The 15,018-nt window shown below is 68.7% G+C and carries 13 protein-coding genes; 9 read left to right on the top strand and 4 right to left on the bottom strand.

The window, feature by feature from the left end; genetic code table 11:
• Positions 1-573: 573 nt before the first annotated feature.
• The 5 genes from VF106_RS16285 to VF106_RS16265 are packed head-to-tail and all read left to right on the top strand — an operon-like array spanning position 574 to position 4,742.
• Positions 574-1,659, top strand: coding sequence for a PrsW family intramembrane metalloprotease (locus VF106_RS16285; protein WP_330840559.1), 1,086 nt, complete (start codon positions 574-576; stop codon positions 1,657-1,659).
• Positions 1,660-1,715: 56 nt separating this feature from the next.
• Positions 1,716-2,618, top strand: a complete 903-nt coding sequence (locus VF106_RS16280) for a Rossmann-like and DUF2520 domain-containing protein (protein WP_330840556.1) — start codon at positions 1,716-1,718, stop codon at positions 2,616-2,618.
• On the top strand, positions 2,615-3,487 hold the full coding sequence (panC, locus tag VF106_RS16275; RefSeq protein WP_414638983.1) for a pantoate--beta-alanine ligase: 873 nt from the start codon (positions 2,615-2,617) through the stop codon (positions 3,485-3,487). The genes VF106_RS16280 and panC overlap by 4 nt, the downstream gene beginning before the upstream one ends.
• 1 nt (position 3,488) lies before the next feature.
• Positions 3,489-3,965 carry an aspartate 1-decarboxylase gene (gene panD / locus VF106_RS16270; protein ID WP_330840555.1) on the top strand — a complete coding sequence of 159 codons (477 nt, stop codon included), beginning with the start codon at positions 3,489-3,491 and terminating at the stop codon, positions 3,963-3,965.
• Positions 3,966-4,742, top strand: a complete 777-nt coding sequence (locus VF106_RS16265; protein ID WP_330840554.1) for a type III pantothenate kinase — start codon at positions 3,966-3,968, stop codon at positions 4,740-4,742.
• 521 nt (positions 4,743-5,263) lie between these two features.
• Here VF106_RS16265 and VF106_RS16260 read toward each other — a convergent pair.
• A complete protein-coding gene (locus VF106_RS16260; RefSeq protein ID WP_330840557.1) occupies positions 5,264-6,100 on the bottom strand; it encodes an SDR family NAD(P)-dependent oxidoreductase in 837 nt (278 codons plus the stop codon).
• Between the two features lie 36 nt (positions 6,101-6,136).
• Positions 6,137-6,880: a class I SAM-dependent methyltransferase gene (locus VF106_RS16255; protein ID WP_330840553.1), complete on the bottom strand. Its 744-nt coding sequence runs from the start codon at positions 6,878-6,880 to the stop codon at positions 6,137-6,139.
• A gap of 56 nt (positions 6,881-6,936) precedes the next feature.
• Between VF106_RS16255 and lysS the strand changes: the two genes are divergently transcribed.
• Together lysS and VF106_RS16245 are read left to right on the top strand one after the other, a co-directional pair.
• Positions 6,937-8,439 carry a lysine--tRNA ligase gene (gene lysS, locus VF106_RS16250; RefSeq protein ID WP_330840552.1) on the top strand — a complete coding sequence of 501 codons (1,503 nt, stop codon included), beginning with the start codon at positions 6,937-6,939 and terminating at the stop codon, positions 8,437-8,439.
• 130 nt (positions 8,440-8,569) lie between these two features.
• Positions 8,570-8,914, top strand: coding sequence for a histone-like nucleoid-structuring protein Lsr2 (locus tag VF106_RS16245; protein ID WP_330840551.1), 345 nt, complete (start codon positions 8,570-8,572; stop codon positions 8,912-8,914).
• 32 nt (positions 8,915-8,946) lie between these two features.
• Here VF106_RS16245 and VF106_RS16240 read toward each other — a convergent pair whose 3' ends face one another.
• Positions 8,947-10,158 carry an MFS transporter gene (locus VF106_RS16240; protein WP_330840550.1) on the bottom strand — a complete coding sequence of 404 codons (1,212 nt, stop codon included), beginning with the start codon at positions 10,156-10,158 and terminating at the stop codon, positions 8,947-8,949.
• Positions 10,159-10,216: 58 nt separating this feature from the next.
• Between VF106_RS16240 and VF106_RS16235 the strand changes: the two genes are divergently transcribed.
• Together VF106_RS16235 and VF106_RS16230 are read left to right on the top strand one after the other, a co-directional pair.
• Positions 10,217-11,191, top strand: a complete 975-nt coding sequence (locus VF106_RS16235) for a winged helix-turn-helix domain-containing protein (protein ID WP_330840549.1) — start codon at positions 10,217-10,219, stop codon at positions 11,189-11,191.
• 475 nt (positions 11,192-11,666) lie between these two features.
• A complete protein-coding gene (locus VF106_RS16230) occupies positions 11,667-14,210 on the top strand; it encodes an ATP-dependent Clp protease ATP-binding subunit (RefSeq protein WP_330840548.1) in 2,544 nt (847 codons plus the stop codon).
• Between the two features lie 525 nt (positions 14,211-14,735).
• Here VF106_RS16230 and VF106_RS16225 read toward each other — a convergent pair.
• The gene (locus VF106_RS16225; protein ID WP_330840547.1) at positions 14,736-14,864 is read right to left on the bottom strand and encodes a hypothetical protein; all 129 of its coding nucleotides are present in this window, start codon (positions 14,862-14,864) and stop codon (positions 14,736-14,738) included.
• Positions 14,865-15,018: the final 154 nt, after the last annotated feature.

Here is a 15,018-nt window from a genome sequence, read left to right as displayed (position 1 = left end):
GGCCTGCGGCGGGAACGGCCTGCGGCGGGAACGGCCTGCGGCGGGAACGGCCTGCGGCGGGAACGGCCTGCGGCGGGAACGGCCTGCGGCGGGAACGGCCTGCGGCGGGAACGGCCTGCGGCGGGAACGGCCTCCGGCGGGAACGGCCTCCGGCGGGAACGGCCTCCGGCCCCCGAATCCACGCTACCGGTAGCCACCGACAGTTTCGGCTCCCCACGTGGCAACCGTGGATGGATTCACCCGCTCCACCTGAGCGAAAGTCCCATTCGTGCGCCGGGGGCCCCCGGTTCCACGCTACCGGTGGGCACCGACAGTCGAGGCTTCGCGAAGGGCCGTCTTGGCCGGATTGTCCACAGGGAGCGCGGTTGTCCACAGGGGAGGTCGGCGTGGCGGAAAGTGTCAGTGCCGTGCCGTAGCGTGGAACCGGGGGCCGGAGGCCACGCCCATCCACCATCGGGGCAACCCGTGCTGTGCCAAGCGATCACACCGTAGGGTGTCCCAGTGCATCCTGTCCCGCCGCCGCAAAGGCATACCCCGCGACGGCAAACAGTCCTCCTGCCGGTCGCCGGGTTGATGCTGCTCGCCGGCTGTGGGCTCGCGTTGCTCGCGATCTCCACCGCCAAGGTCGGGCTCGTCGCGGAGTTGGTCGGGATCGTCGCCGCGCTCGTGCCCGTCGGCTCGATCGTGGCTGCGTTGCTGTGGATCGACCGCTGGGAGCCGGAGCCCGCCCGCATGTTGTGGCTGGCGTTCGGGTGGGGGGCGAGCGTCGCGGCCATCACCGCGCTGCTGATCAACAACACCGCGGAGGCCGTCGGGGACGCGCTTCTCGGGCACGGGCACGGCGACAAGATCAGTGCCGTCGTCTCCGCGCCCCTGTTCGAGGAGGCCGTCAAAGGCGCGTTCGTGCTGGGGATCCTGTACTTCCTTCGGCACGAGTTCGACGGTGTGATCGACGGCGTCGTCTACGCGGGGTTCGTGGCGGCCGGGTTCGCCTTCACCGAGAACATCTACTACTTCGGTCGCGCCTTCGCCGAGCACGGGTTCGGGGACACCGGCACCGGCGGGGTCGTCACGGCGTTCATCCTTCGCGGGGTCCTGTCGCCGTTCACGCATCCCTTGTTCACGGCCATGATCGGTATCGGGGCGGGCATCGCGGTACGCACGTCCAGCCGCTACGTCCGCGTTCTCGCGCCGATCGGCGGGTACGTCACCGCCGTGCTGCTCCACGCGTTGTGGAACGCGGCCGCGACGCTCGGCACACCGCAGACGTTCCTGAACGTGTACTTCCTGGTCATGGTGCCGATCTTCTTCGCGGGAGTGATGCTGGTCAGCTGGCACCGGCGCCGGGAGCAGCGGATCGTCGCCAGCGCGCTGCCCGAGATGGTGGACCGCGGCTGGGTCGACCCGGCCAACGTGCGCCGCCTCGTCACCCTCACCGCGCGTCGGCGGTGGCGGGTGGCGGCCGGGCGCAAGCGGGGTCGGCAGGCGGCGCGTGCCGTCGGCGCCTACCAGGCCGCGGTCACCGAGCTCGCCTTCCTCTGGCACGCGGTTCGCCTCGGGCTCGCCGGCGGCGACGCGGCCGAGCGAGAGGCCAGGCTGATCGACGTGTTGCATGTGACGAAGGCAGCTCTACCGGAGCGGCAGCCGAAGGCCCGGTGAAGTTACGCTTCCGTAAGGAGAGGAGGCGGCGTGAGTCGAGCTTGTGAGGGGGCGGCATGAACCGGCCCGCGCGCCTTGCCGTCGGTGTGGTTTCCGCCGGCCGCGTCGGTGCGGTGCTCGGGGCGGCACTCAGCCGTGCCGGCCACACGGTGGTCGCCGCGTCCGGGGTGTCCAAGGAGTCCGTTCAGCGAGCGGAAGACCTCCTGCCGGACGTGCCGCTTCTCCCGCCCGACGAGGTGGTGCGCCGCGCCGACCTCGTGTTGCTCGCCTTGCCCGATGACGCGCTTCCTGGCATGGTCCGCGGGCTCGCCGCCGCCGACGCATTGCGACCCGGGCAGATTGTTGTCCACACCTGCGGCGCCCACGGCATCGACGTGCTCGCGCCGGCCGTCGAGCACGGCGCGCTGCCGATCGCACTGCACCCGGTGATGACGTTCACCGGCCGCGCCGAGGATCTCGAACGCCTGGTCACCTGCTGTTTCGGCGTCACGGCCGGCGACGGCGACGAGGCGGGGTGGAGCGTCGGCGAGGCACTGGTCGTGGAGATGGGCGCCGAGCCGGTCCGCGTGCCGGACGCCGCCAGGCCGCTGTACCACACGGCGCTGGCCCACGGCGCGAACCACCTGGTCACGCTGGTCGCCGAGGCGGCCGAGCTGCTCAGCAAGGCGGGTGTCGGCGACCCGGAGCGGATGCTTGGCCCGCTGCTGTCCGCCGCGCTGGACAACGCGTTGCGTCACGGCGACCGCGCGCTCACCGGCCCGGTCGCGCGCGGCGACGTCGGCACCGTGCTCGCCCACCTGCGGGTGCTGGCCGACCACGCCCCCGACATGCTGCCCACCTACCGCGCGCTCGCCGCGCGCACCGCGGAGCGGGCCGAGGAGAACGGGCTCCTGCGAGCCGACCTGGCCCCGGACGTCTTCGCCGCGATCAAGCGCGGCGCCGGAGAGGATCGCTCATGACGCCGAGGTTCACCCCCGGCCAGCTCCACGTCCACAGTGGACTTGACGACATGATGGCCACCGCGCGTGCTCTCAGGGCGGTCGGCCGCAAGATCGCGCTGGTGCCCACGATGGGCGCGCTGCACGACGGTCACCGCCAGCTGATGCGCACCGCCCGCCGGCTGCCCGGCACAGTGCTCACCGCGTCGATCTTCGTCAACCCGCTGCAGTTCGGGCCGAACGAGGATTTCGACCGCTACCCGCGCCCGCTCGAAGAGGACCTCGGGGTGTGCCGGGACGAGCGCGTCGAGCTGCTGTTCACGCCGTCGCGCGAGGACATGTACCCGACCGGGTCCGAGGTGACGGTCGACCCCGGCCCTCTCGGCCGCGAGCTGGAGGGCGCCTTCCGGCCTGGTCACTTCGCCGGTGTGCTGACGGTGGTCGCGAAGCTGTTCAACATCATCCGGCCGGACTACGCGGTGTTCGGGGAGAAGGACTACCAGCAGCTCACGCTGATCAAGAAGCTGGTACGCGACCTCAACCACGACGTGAAGATCATCGGGGTGCCGGTGGCGCGGGACACCGACGGCCTCGCCCGGTCCTCCCGGAACGCCTACCTGGATGACGACCAGCGCACGGCGGCCGTCACACTGTCGGCTGCACTCGCTGCCGGCGCACGGGTCAGCGCCGGCGGTGCGGAGGTCGTGCTGGAGTCGGCGCGGGCCGTGCTCGACAAGGAGCCACTGGTCGAGCTCGACTACCTGGAGCTGCGTGGCACCGATCTCGGGCCGGCGCCTTCGCGTGGGGAGGCCCGGTTGCTGGTGGCCGCGCGGGTGGGCTCGACGCGGTTGATCGACAACATCCAGGTGATCCTGGACGAGGGGGAATGACATGTTCCGCACGTTGCTGAAGTCCAAGATCCACCGAGCGACCGTCACACAGGCCGACCTGCACTACGTCGGCTCGGTGACCGTCGACCCGGTGCTGATGGAGGCGGCGGACCTGCTCGCGGGTGAGCAGGTGTCGATCGTCGACGTCACCAACGGCGCGCGGCTCGAGACGTACGTGATCGCGGGCGAGCGGGGAAGCGGCGTGGTCGGCATCAACGGCGCCGCGGCGCACCTGGTGCATCCCGGCGACGTCGTGATCCTCATTTCCTACGGCATGATGGACACCGCCGAGGCGGCGGCGTACCGGCCGAGGGTCGTGTTCGTGGACGAGACCAACACGATCGTCGACCGCGGCTCGGTGCCCGCGCACGTGCCGGACGGCTACGGCCTGACCCGTGGCGACGTCCCCGTGCACGCCTCCCCGGCAGAGACCATCGACGCCGCGATGCTGGACGCCTTGCTGCAGTCGGAGAGCTGAGTGCTCCTCACGATCGACGTCGGCAACACGAACATCGCGCTGGGGCTGTACGCCGGTTCGGAGCTCGTGCACGACTGGCGGATGCGGACGGATCCGCAGATGACCGCCGACGAGCTCGCGCTGACCATGCGCGGGCTTCTCGGCGAGCACGCCGACGCGGTCACGGGTGTGTCGGCGTTGTCCACGGTGCCGGCGGTGCTGCGGGAGCTGCGCGTGATGCTCGGCCGGTACTACGGAACGGTGCCCCGCGTGATCGTCGAGCCGGGCGTGCGCACCGGCGTCCCGCTCCTGGTGGACAACCCGAAGGAGGTCGGCGCCGACCGGGTGATCAACACCCTGGCCGCGCACCACCTCCACGAGACGGCGTGCGTGGTGGTCGACTTCGGCACGTCGACCAACATCGACGTGATCTCCGCACGCGGCGAGTTCCTTGGCGGCGTGTTCGCCCCCGGCATCGAGATCTCGGTGGACGCACTGGCGGCCAGGGCGGCGGCCCTGCGGAAGGTCGAGCTGGTCCGGCCGAAGTCGGTGATCGGCAAGAACACGGTCGAGTGCCTGCAGTCCGGCATCATGTACGGCTTCACCGCCCAGGTCGACGGCCTGGTACGCCGCATCATCGACGAGCTGCACCGCACGTCCCACCCCGGCGAGGTGACCGTCATGGCAACCGGCGGCCTCGCCCCACTGGTGGTCGACGACTCGGAGACGATCACCGACCACCGCCCAGACCTCACGCTGCTGGGCCTACGCCTGGTCTTCGAACGAAACACCCGCTGACCCGGCTTTGGCCTCCGGCCCCCGATACCCAGCCTACGACGCGAGACCGACAGTCCCGGCCGCCCAAGATCGCCAAGCGACCAGTTGTCCACAACCGCCCCAGTTGTCCACAGACAAGATCGACATCACGGTCTCTGTCACCCCCTACCGGTAGACTGGCACGGCGGGACGCCCCCGGGATCGGGTGGGGGTTGGGCAACGCGCGCGAGGACGATGATCAAGGGCTCTTCGCGCGCGGGGGCTTGGTGCTCTGTGTGGTCCATCATCCCGGAGCGGTGTTGTGTTGAATGGTGCGTCCGCAGCCGGTTGCTCGGCGATATCTGAAGTGTCCTTGAGGGCATTTGGGGTCGCTTGGCCTGCGGAGTCGGTGTCCCATGAGTGCCCTTCGAGACGCTGAGCTGAACGTCCTGAAGGTGCCCTTCGGGCATCTGGAACGCCGACACTCGTTCGAATGTGGGCCCGGGTCTGTCCTCGAGGACGCCCTTCGCAACGCTATTCACCGGGGATCTTGCTCGCTGTTCTCACGCATGGCCGGGGCGGGCGAAGCCCGCTTCGCGGGCAGTTCGAGCCGGTGGCGGTGCGAGGAAAGATTCCTTCCTCGCACCGCCTCGACCAAGGCCGGTTCCATGGCGGCAACCCTCGGGACGTTCAGCGTCCAAGGACACCCTCGAGACATCGGCCGCCAGTGGGCGCGCAACCCAGACCGTCTGCCTGGAGAGATCTGGGGCTCGGCGTCGTCTCAAAGGTGCCGCGAGTTCATCGCACTGCGAACGGCGTGCTCGTGCCATCAGCGCTGTCCCGAAAGACGCTCTCATGGCGTTGAACGTCCTCAGCGCGTCGTTCACGACAATGGCGATGTCCCGAGCGCGTCTTTCGAGACACTGAGCGGGCCAGGCGCCGCTGGTCAGAGGGCGATCGCGTCCGATTGGGAGAGTCCGTTCTCGATGGACGCGATGTCCTCCAGCGCTGCCGCGAGTCGGTCTCATGTCCCATCCGCGCTGTCCGATGGCGGTGCTCACGTTCACCACGACACCGCGGGACTCCTTGAGCAGTGGCAGCGCGGCCTGCGTCAGCAAAATCGGCGCGACGACGTCCGTGGACGTGACCGTGCCGAGTGGACCGCCGCGCATGCTCGCCGCGTTGTTCACCAGCACGTCGAGCCGCCCGTATCGCGACTGTACGAACTCGACGATCCGGTCGGCCTCCGCGACGTCCTCGGCCAGCGGCTCACCCACGCCCGTTTCCGCCAGCCGCCGCCCGACCAGCACCACCTTGGCGCCCTGTGCGGCGAACGCCCGCGCCGTCGCCCGACCGCTGCCCGAGCCCGCCCCGGTGACCACCACAACCTTGTCGTTCATGGCCACCAGGAAAGAACCCTGCCGTCAACGCCAGGGTCAATGCCGTGTGGCGCGGACCACTTTCGTCACCAGTGGCATGTCGAACTCCCCGCTGGACGTTTCCGGCCGACCGGCCAGGTACTCGCGGACCTTGGCCAGCACCGCCTCCCGCTCGGCCGGGGGGATCACCAGCATCCGCGAGTGCGTGCCGAAAGTCTCGGCCAGCGAGTCGATCGTCCGCCGGTGCGTGTGCGGGTAGGACGCCTCTTCGAACTCGGTGAACAGCGGGTGTGCCGGCAGCCGCAGCTCTTCCGGCGCGACGCGGTTCGCGCTGGTCCCCGACACCGCCATGAGCTCGGCCACCCACTCGACGTCGTTGTCCTCGCCGTTCCACAGTGCGCCGACCGCGCCGCCCGGCCTCAGAACACGCGCGATCTCGTCGAGTGCCTTCGCGCGGTCGAACCAGTGGAACGCCTGCCCGACGAGGACGGCGTCGACCGAACCGGCAGGCAGCGGAATCTCCTCCGCCCGTCCAGCCAATGTCCTGACCTGTGGAAACGCCCTGGTCAGCTCGGTGCGCATGGCCGAGTCGGGTTCCACGGCGGTCACGGCGAGCCCGAGCGGGAGCAGGCCCTCGGTGAGTTTCCCGGTGCCCGCCGCCAGGTCGAGCACGTCCTCGACCGGTCTGGTCGCCGCGCCGAGCGCCCACCGCACGCCGTCCGCGGGATAGTTCGGCCGGTGCTCCGCGTAGTCGGACGCTCGCGCACCGAACGAACTCGCTCGTGTCTGATGGAGATCCACGAGAGCAAACTAACCCGATATCGCGAGGCCAGCCAGCAACCGTACCCTGTTCTACCGTGACCGACGAAACGCAAGAACCGCAGCCTGACGACCTTCCTGAGCAGCTTCGGGTCCGTCGCGAGAAGCGGGCGCGGCTCCTTGCCGACGGGGTCGAACCATATCCCGTTGAACTGCCGAGGACGCACTCTCTCGGGCAGATTCGCGAGGCGTATTCGGATCTCCCGGCGGACACCGCCACCGAAGATGTGGTGGGCGTCACTGGCCGGATCATCTTTCTACGCAATACGGGCAAGCTCTGTTTCGCGACCCTCCAGGAAGGGGACGGCACCGAACTGCAGGCGATGCTCAGCCTGAACAAGGTCGGCGAGACGTCGCTTTCGGACTGGAAGAGCATCGTCGACATCGGTGATCACGTTTTCATCCACGGTGAGGTAATCACCTCCCGTCGCGGAGAGCTCTCCGTTCTGGCCGACGAGTGGCGAATCGCGGCCAAGGCGCTGCGGCCCCTGCCGGTCGCGCACAAGGACCTCAACGAGGAAACCCGCATTCGGCAGCGGTATGTGGACCTGATCCTGCGCCCGCAGGCGCGGGAAACGGTGCGCACCCGCGCGGGTGTGGTCCGTTCTTTGCGGGACAGTTTCCACCGGCGCGGTTTCCTCGAGGTCGAGACCCCGATGCTGCAGACCGTGCACGGCGGTGCCAGTGCGCGTCCATTCGTCACACACTCGAACGCGATGAGCATGGATCTCTTCCTCCGTATCGCGCCCGAGCTGTTCCTGAAGCGCTGTGTCGTCGGCGGTATCGAGAAGGTCTTCGAGATCAACCGCAACTTCCGCAACGAGGGCAGCGACTCGTCCCATTCACCCGAGTTCGCGATGCTCGAGTTCTACGCCGCCTACGAGACTTACGACACGATGGCCGTGTTGACTCGCGAACTGGTCCAGGAGGCGGCGGAGGCCGCGTTCGGCACCCAGGTCGTGACCCTCGCGGACGGCACGGAGTACGACCTGTCCGGCGAATGGACCAACCTGTCCATGTACGAGTCGCTGTCGACGGCGCTCGGCACGGAGGTCACCCCGCAGAGCCCCGCTGACCTGCTGCACAAGTACGCGGCCGCGCACGGACTCGAGGTGGACCCCAAGCTCACGCACGGCAAGCTGATCGAGGAGCTGTGGGAGCACCTCGTCGGGGACAAGCTGCACGAGCCGACGTTCGTGCGCGACTTCCCGGTCGAGACCTCGCCGCTCACCCGCCAGCACCGGAGCATCCCCGGCGTCGCCGAGAAATGGGATCTCTATGTCCGGGGATTCGAGCTCGCTACCGGATATTCCGAGCTTGTCGACCCGGTCGTGGAACGTCAGCGGCTCGTCGAACAGTCGGCGTTGCGGGCCACCGGTGACGACGAGGCGATGCGTCTGGACGAGGACTTCTTGCGCGCGCTCGAGTACGGAATGCCACCCAGTGGTGGAGTCGGAATGGGGATCGACCGGTTGCTCATGGCACTCACCGGTCTGGGCATACGCGAGACGATCCTCTTTCCGCTCGTGCGACCAGAATGAGCCCTACTCGCGACGGGGGATCCGCTAACCTAATCACGGATTTGCGTTAAGCTGGTTAGTGGGAGTATTCCTATATCGTGCGTGAGCACGTTCACCGGTCCCCCGTGATGCAAACCTGAGGAGGGCGCACATGGCGCAGAAGGTCACGGTTAGCCTGGTCGACGACCTCGATGGTTCCGAGGCGGAGGAGACCGTCGAGTTCGGTTTGGATGGCGCGTTCTACGAGATCGACCTCTCCGAGGACAATGCGGAGCGGTTGCGGGACGCGCTCGCCGAATACGTCGAGCATGCTCGCCGTGCCGGCGGCCGTAAGCGGACCGGCCGAGCGCCCGTCGGTCGTGCTCCACGCACCGCATCCGCCGATCGGGAACAGAACCAGGCAATGCGTGAGTGGGCACGCAAGCAGGGCATGAACATCTCCGATCGCGGTCGAATCCCGAAGGAAGTCGCCGAGGCGTACAACGCGCAGGCCTGAAAGTTTCTCGATGGAAAACGCCGGTTCCCCGATTAGCCGGGTACCGGCGTTTCCGCGGCAACGCCGGATCGCACCGCGATCGCGAGTCCGGCGGTCGCCATCGTCGCCACTCCGGCGAGCGCCATCACCACACCGACCGGCATGACCTCCGTCAGCGTGCCGAACAGCAGTGGCCCGAGGCCCTGGCACGTCATCAGCCCGGTGGACAGCAGCCCGAACGCCTGCCCGCGCGAGTCGTCCGGCAGCGCGTCCTTGAACGGCTGCTGCAGCCCCAGCCCGTAGGCGAACCCGCAGCCCAGGACCGCCATCAGCACGCCGGCCACCACGGGACCGACCCCGAACGGGAACGCCAACAGCGGCAGTCCGAGCACCACGACCAGCGGTGCGACGGCCCGCTCCCGTCCCCGTTGCGTCAGCGCCCGCGTCAGCGCCAGGTTGCCGACGAACATGCCGACCGGGACGAACGCGAGGACCACGCCGGCCGCGCCGTCAGGAAAGCCGTGCAGCGTGGCGTAGGGGATCAGCAGGCTCTCACCGCCGATCACGAACCCGGCCGGCAACCAGTTCACGAGCAACAGGCGCCGGATCGTGCGGTCGCCGAGCAGTTCACCCGCTCCGAGCAAACTCCGCCGCACCAGTGAGTGCTCGGTCTCCCGACCTGGTGCTGGCAGGTCGGGGAGCGTGACGCGTGCCCAGATCGCGGCGACGGCGTGGCCAGCCGCGGTGATCAGCAGCGCGGTGTGCGGCCCGACCGCCGCGACCGCGAGCCCGCCGCCCGCCAGCCCCATGACCTGTGCGGCCGAGGTGGCGAGCTGGAACAACCCGCGGCCGACGACGAACGCGTCGCCGGACAGCGCGTCCGCGGTCAGCCGGCCCGAGGTGCCGTTGAACACCGGGGAGAGGCAGCCGATGCCGGCCACCAGCAGCAGGCTCGCCCACACCGGAAGGCCGACCGCGAGCAGGACGGCGGCCACGGCCTCGAGCGTGTACCCGGTGACGAGCAGCAGCCGTGGCCGGAACAGGTCAGGCAGCGCGCCGAGCAGCAGACCGCCGAAGAACTGCGGGAGGAACGAGACGCCGAAGGTCAGCGCACCCAGCAACGCCGAACCGGTCACGGTGAACACAAGCACGGACAGCGCGACCGTGCGCAGTGTGTCGGCGCCGACGGCGAGCGCGCGGGTGAGGAACACCGTCCGGAAGATCGGCACGGCGAGGACCTGACGGAATGTGGCTCGTTCTGACACGGCCCAAGATTCACCGGCCGGGTCGTGCGGCGACTATTGTTTCGTTGGTGGACGTAAGGTGCTGAGATTCGTCGCTGGCCGGGACGACCTGCTGAACAGCCGTTTCGCCCTGTCGCCGATCACGGAGCTGGAGAACATGCTCCGCAAGCTCGCCTTCGGTCGGCTGCCGGCCCCGTGGGCGGCCCGTGCCAGGCCGTCGTTCGAACGGCTGCGGGCGGAGACGGCGCTGAACGCGGTGGTCGCGCTGCACAGCGACCGCCACGGCCCCGCGTTCATCGTGCCTCCGCCGGCCAGCATGACGCAGACGATCGAGGACGATCTGGCGGCCATTCGGGACACCCCTCTCGCGCAGGCCCGCCACGAGATCGACCAGTGCCTGTCCCGCAGGCCCACCACCGACGGGCAGGTGCTGGCCGTGCTGCGGGACCCGGCGGTGACCTCGATCGTGGCCGACGCGATGGCGGCGGCGTGGCACGAGCTGGTGGCGGCCGACTGGCCGACGCTGCGTGCGGTCCTGGAACGCGACGTGGTCCACCGTGGCGCGCTGCTGAGCGGCGGCGGCTGGAGCGCGGCGTTCGTCGGCCTGCACAAACGCCTGCGCTGGCACGACGGCGTCATCGAGCTCGCCGGGAGACACGACGGCACATATCCCCTGGAGGGCGCCGGGATGCTGCTCGTGCCGTCGGTGTTCGTGTGGCCGAACATCGGCGCGTACACGGATCCGCCATGGCCGAAGACGCTCGTGTACCCGGCGCGTGGCACGGCCGCGCTGTGGGAGCCGGGAGAGGGCGCGCCGCCGGACGCGCTGGCGTCGTTGCTGGGCCGGACGAGGGCGCGGCTGCTGGTGGCGCTGTCGGACCCGGCGAGCACGACCCAACTGGCCAAGACACTGTCGCTCGCTCCTGGCGCGGTCGGCGACCACCTGGCGGTACTACGCAACGCGGGACTGGCGACCCGTGCCCGCGCGGGCCGCTCGGTCCTCTACCGCCGCACCCCGCTCGGCGACGCGCTGGCCGCGGGCAGCGGTGACTAGCCGATCACAAAAGCGGTCAACTTGTACCGCGATCGAGCCCGGCTGTGGTCCTGGTCGACTGTTGCAGAACGTGACCTGCCGGGAACACGGCGGCGGCCCGATTCGTTGACTCGACGCGATGGGTGCGGACCGTGGTTCCGTGTGCTTCACCCGGTCGGCGGAGCAGTCCAGTGGAGAGGTTCCACGCGGCCGCGACGGTCACCAACCGTTAGGCTTTGCGCTGGTCCACCCGAGTGCGCTCGGTCGGTCCGCTTGATCATCACGAGCCGGGCGGATGGGCTGTTCGCGCTCAGCGGACACCGCCGGGTAGCGGAATCCAACCCCGATGCCGCACGTTGTTCTCTAGGAAGCTCACGGATAGCCGCAAGTGGTACTGAGAGCGACAGGCTGGACGACTACAGTGGTCTTCACGGTGCTGAACCCCACCCAGGTGTGGTGGGGTTAAGGGCCGCCGGCGCAGCAGTCAGGAGTGCAGATGTTTGAGAGGTTCACCGACCGCGCGAGGCGGGTGGTTGTCCTGGCCCAGGAAGAGGCCAGGATGCTCAACCACAACTACATCGGCACCGAGCACATCCTCCTGGGCTTGATCCACGAGGGTGAGGGTGTCGCCGCCAAGGCGCTCGAGTCACTGGGAATTGCCCTCGAGGGCGTGCGGCAGCAGGTCGAGGAGATCATCGGCCAGGGTCAGCACGCGCCGAGCGGGCACATCCCCTTCACCCCACGGGCCAAGAAGGTCCTCGAGCTCTCGCTGCGGGAAGCGTTGCAGCTCGGACACAACTACATCGGCACCGAGCACATCCTTCTCGGGTTGATCCGCGAGGGTGAGGGCGTCGCCGCCCAGGTCCTCGTGAAGCTCGGCGCCGACCTCAACCGCGTACGCCAGCAGGTGCTGCAGCTGCTGTCCGGTTACCAGGGCAAGGAGCCCGCGGAGACCGGCGGCCGCGGCGAGGGCACCCCGTCCTCCTCGCTGGTGCTCGACCAGTTCGGTCGCAACCTCACCGCGTCCGCGCGGGAGGGCAAGCTCGACCCGGTCATCGGGCGGGCCAAGGAGATCGAGCGGGTCATGCAGGTGCTGTCCCGCCGCACCAAGAACAACCCCGTGCTCATCGGCGAGCCCGGCGTCGGCAAGACGGCCGTCGTCGAGGGTCTCGCGCAGATGGTCGTCAAGGGCGAGGTCCCGGAGACGCTGAAGGACAAGCAGCTCTACACGCTGGACCTCGGCTCCCTGGTCGCCGGCTCGCGCTACCGCGGTGACTTCGAGGAGCGCCTCAAGAAGGTGCTCAAGGAGCTCCGCACGCGCGGCGACATCATCCTGTTCATCGACGAGATCCACACTCTCGTCGGTGCGGGTGCGGCCGAGGGCGCGATCGACGCGGCGTCGATCCTCAAGCCGATGCTCGCCCGCGGTGAGCTGCAGACCATCGGCGCGACCACGCTCGACGAGTACCGCAAGTACGTCGAGAAGGACCCCGCGCTGGAGCGCCGCTTCCAGCCGATCCAGGTCGGCGAGCCGACGCTCGAGCACACGATCGAGATCCTCAAGGGCCTGCGGGACCGGTACGAGGCGCACCACCGCGTCACGATCACCGACCCGGCGCTGGTGGCCGCCGCCACCCTCGCCGACCGGTACATCAACGACCGGTTCCTGCCGGACAAGGCGATCGACCTGATCGACGAGGCCGGCGCCCGCATGCGGATCCGCCGCATGACCGCGCCGCCGGACCTGCGTGAGTTCGACGAGAAGATCGCTGAGGTGCGCCGCGAGAAGGAGAGCGCGATAGACGCTCAGGACTTCGAGCGCGCCGCCAAGCTCCGCGACAAGGAGAAGACGCTGCTCGGCCAGAAGGCGGAGCGGGAGAAGCAGTGGAAGGACGGTGACCTGGACGTCGTCGCCGAGGTGGACGACGAGCAGATCGCCGAGGTCCTGGCCAACTGGACCGGTATCCCCGTGTTCAAGCTCACCGAGGAGGAGACCACACGTCTGCTCCGCATGGAGGACGAGCTGCACAAGCGGATCATCGGCCAGGAGGACGCGGTCAAGGCCGTGTCGCAGGCCATCCGCCGCACCCGCGCCGGCCTGAAGGACCCGCGCCGGCCGTCCGGCTCGTTCATCTTCGCCGGCCCGTCCGGTGTCGGTAAGACCGAGCTGTCCAAGGCGCTGGCGAACTTCCTGTTCGGCGAGGACGACGCCCTGATCCAGATCGACATGGGCGAGTTCCACGACCGCTACACCGCCTCGCGGCTCTTCGGTGCCCCTCCGGGCTACGTGGGCTACGAGGAGGGCGGCCAGCTGACGGAGAAGGTGCGGCGCAAGCCGTTCTCGGTGGTCCTGTTCGACGAGATCGAGAAGGCGCACCAGGAGATCTACAACACGCTCCTGCAGGTGCTGGAGGACGGTCGCCTGACCGACGGTCAGGGCCGCACGGTCGACTTCAAGAACACGGTCATCATCTTCACGTCGAACCTGGGCACGCAGGACATCTCGAAGGCCGTCAACCTGGGCTTCTCGGCAGGTGGCGAGGGCCAGACCTACGACCGGATGAAGCAGCGCGTCGACGACGAGCTGAAGAAGCACTTCCGGCCGGAGTTCCTCAACCGTATCGACGACATCATCGTGTTCCACCAGCTCACCGAAGAGCAGATCGTCAAGATGGTGGACCTGATGATCACCCGCGTCGAGGCGCAGCTGAAGAACAAGGACATGGCCATCGAGCTGACCCCGGCCGCGAAGAAGCTGCTGGCCACCCGCGGCTTCGACAAGGTGCTGGGCGCCCGGCCACTGCGCAGGACCATCCAGCGCGAGATCGAGGACCAGCTGTCGGAGAAGATCCTGTTCGGCGAGATCCAGCCGGGCCAGATCATCATCGTCGACGTCGAGGGCTGGGACGGCGAGGAGACCTCGCCCACGGAGAACGCGAAGTTCACGTTCCGTGGTGAGCCCAAGCCGGCCAACGTCCCGGACGCCCCGCCAGTCAACATGGCCACCTCGTCTGGTGACGAAGGGGCCGAGACGGCCTGATCGAGTCTGGTCTGATGTGAACGGCTAGATACACGGAGGCCGCGCCCGCCGAACCCGGCAGGCGCGGCCTCTGCTTATGCACGGCCTCTGCTTATGCACCGACGCTGCTTATCCACGGCAGCATCCACAGAGTTATCCACAGCAGCTCAGGTTGTCCACAGCCTGCACTGTGGACCGGCGATCTTGTCGGTGCCCTGCCGTAGGCTGGAGACCGGGGGCCGGAGGCCGCCCCCGGCAGCGCCTCGAGTAGGGGCCGCCGCGATCCGCTCTCGGCCACAAGCCCTAAGCCTCACAAGGAATTCGGGCCGCCACACGCGCCCTGCAGGCACTCAAGCGGCGTGCAGGGGTGTGGCCTCCGGCCCCCGGTTCAACGCTACGGCAGGGCACCGACAGTGGTGCCTATAGTGGTGCCGACCGCGGACCGCGTGGAGCCCGAGTTATCCACAGTCGAGGTGGTTGTCCACAGCCCCGCTGGGGACAGGTTCACACGCACCGGTTCACACGCACCGGTTCACACGCACATGTTCACGCTGGGATGAGCGCGAGCAGGTCGTCCGTGGGGCGGACGTCGCCGAAGCTGCGGTAGATCGTGTGGAGCGTCGCGTTGTGGTCCTCGTCGCGGCGTGCGGCGTTGGCGTCCGCCACCATGATCACCCGGTGACCCAGTTGTCAACGGCGCGCGAATTTTGACCCTCGGGCGGCGGATGAACGCGGACCCCCTTTGGTGGTGGTTGATCTTTAGTTGTTGGTCTTGGTGGCTGGTGGGACTCGGCCGAGGTCGCGGTCTTTGAGGCGGTAGCTGTCTCCC

Origin of the sequence: Actinophytocola sp., assembly GCF_036378875.1 — a bacterium.
In the GTDB taxonomy this organism is placed as follows: Bacteria; Actinomycetota; Actinomycetes; order Mycobacteriales; family Pseudonocardiaceae; genus Actinophytocola.
The sequence above is the reverse complement of the archived record's forward strand: the minus strand, read 5'-3'. Positions and strand labels throughout refer to the sequence as shown.

What these genes read in the sequence shown, in the direction of transcription:
- VF106_RS16285 (WP_330840559.1), top strand. Translation starts at nt 574, where the DNA reads ATGCTGCTCGCCGGCTGTGGGCTCGCGTTGCTCGCGATCTCCACCGCC.
- VF106_RS16280 (WP_330840556.1), top strand. Translation starts at nt 1,716, where the DNA reads ATGAACCGGCCCGCGCGCCTTGCCGTCGGTGTGGTTTCCGCCGGCCGC.
- panC (WP_414638983.1), top strand. Translation starts at nt 2,615, where the DNA reads ATGACGCCGAGGTTCACCCCCGGCCAGCTCCACGTCCACAGTGGACTT.
- panD (WP_330840555.1), top strand. Translation starts at nt 3,489, where the DNA reads ATGTTCCGCACGTTGCTGAAGTCCAAGATCCACCGAGCGACCGTCACA.
- VF106_RS16260 (WP_330840557.1), bottom strand. Translation starts at nt 6,100, where the DNA reads ATGAACGACAAGGTTGTGGTGGTCACCGGGGCGGGCTCGGGCAGCGGT.
- VF106_RS16245 (WP_330840551.1), top strand. Translation starts at nt 8,570, where the DNA reads ATGGCGCAGAAGGTCACGGTTAGCCTGGTCGACGACCTCGATGGTTCC.
- VF106_RS16230 (WP_330840548.1), top strand. Translation starts at nt 11,667, where the DNA reads ATGTTTGAGAGGTTCACCGACCGCGCGAGGCGGGTGGTTGTCCTGGCC.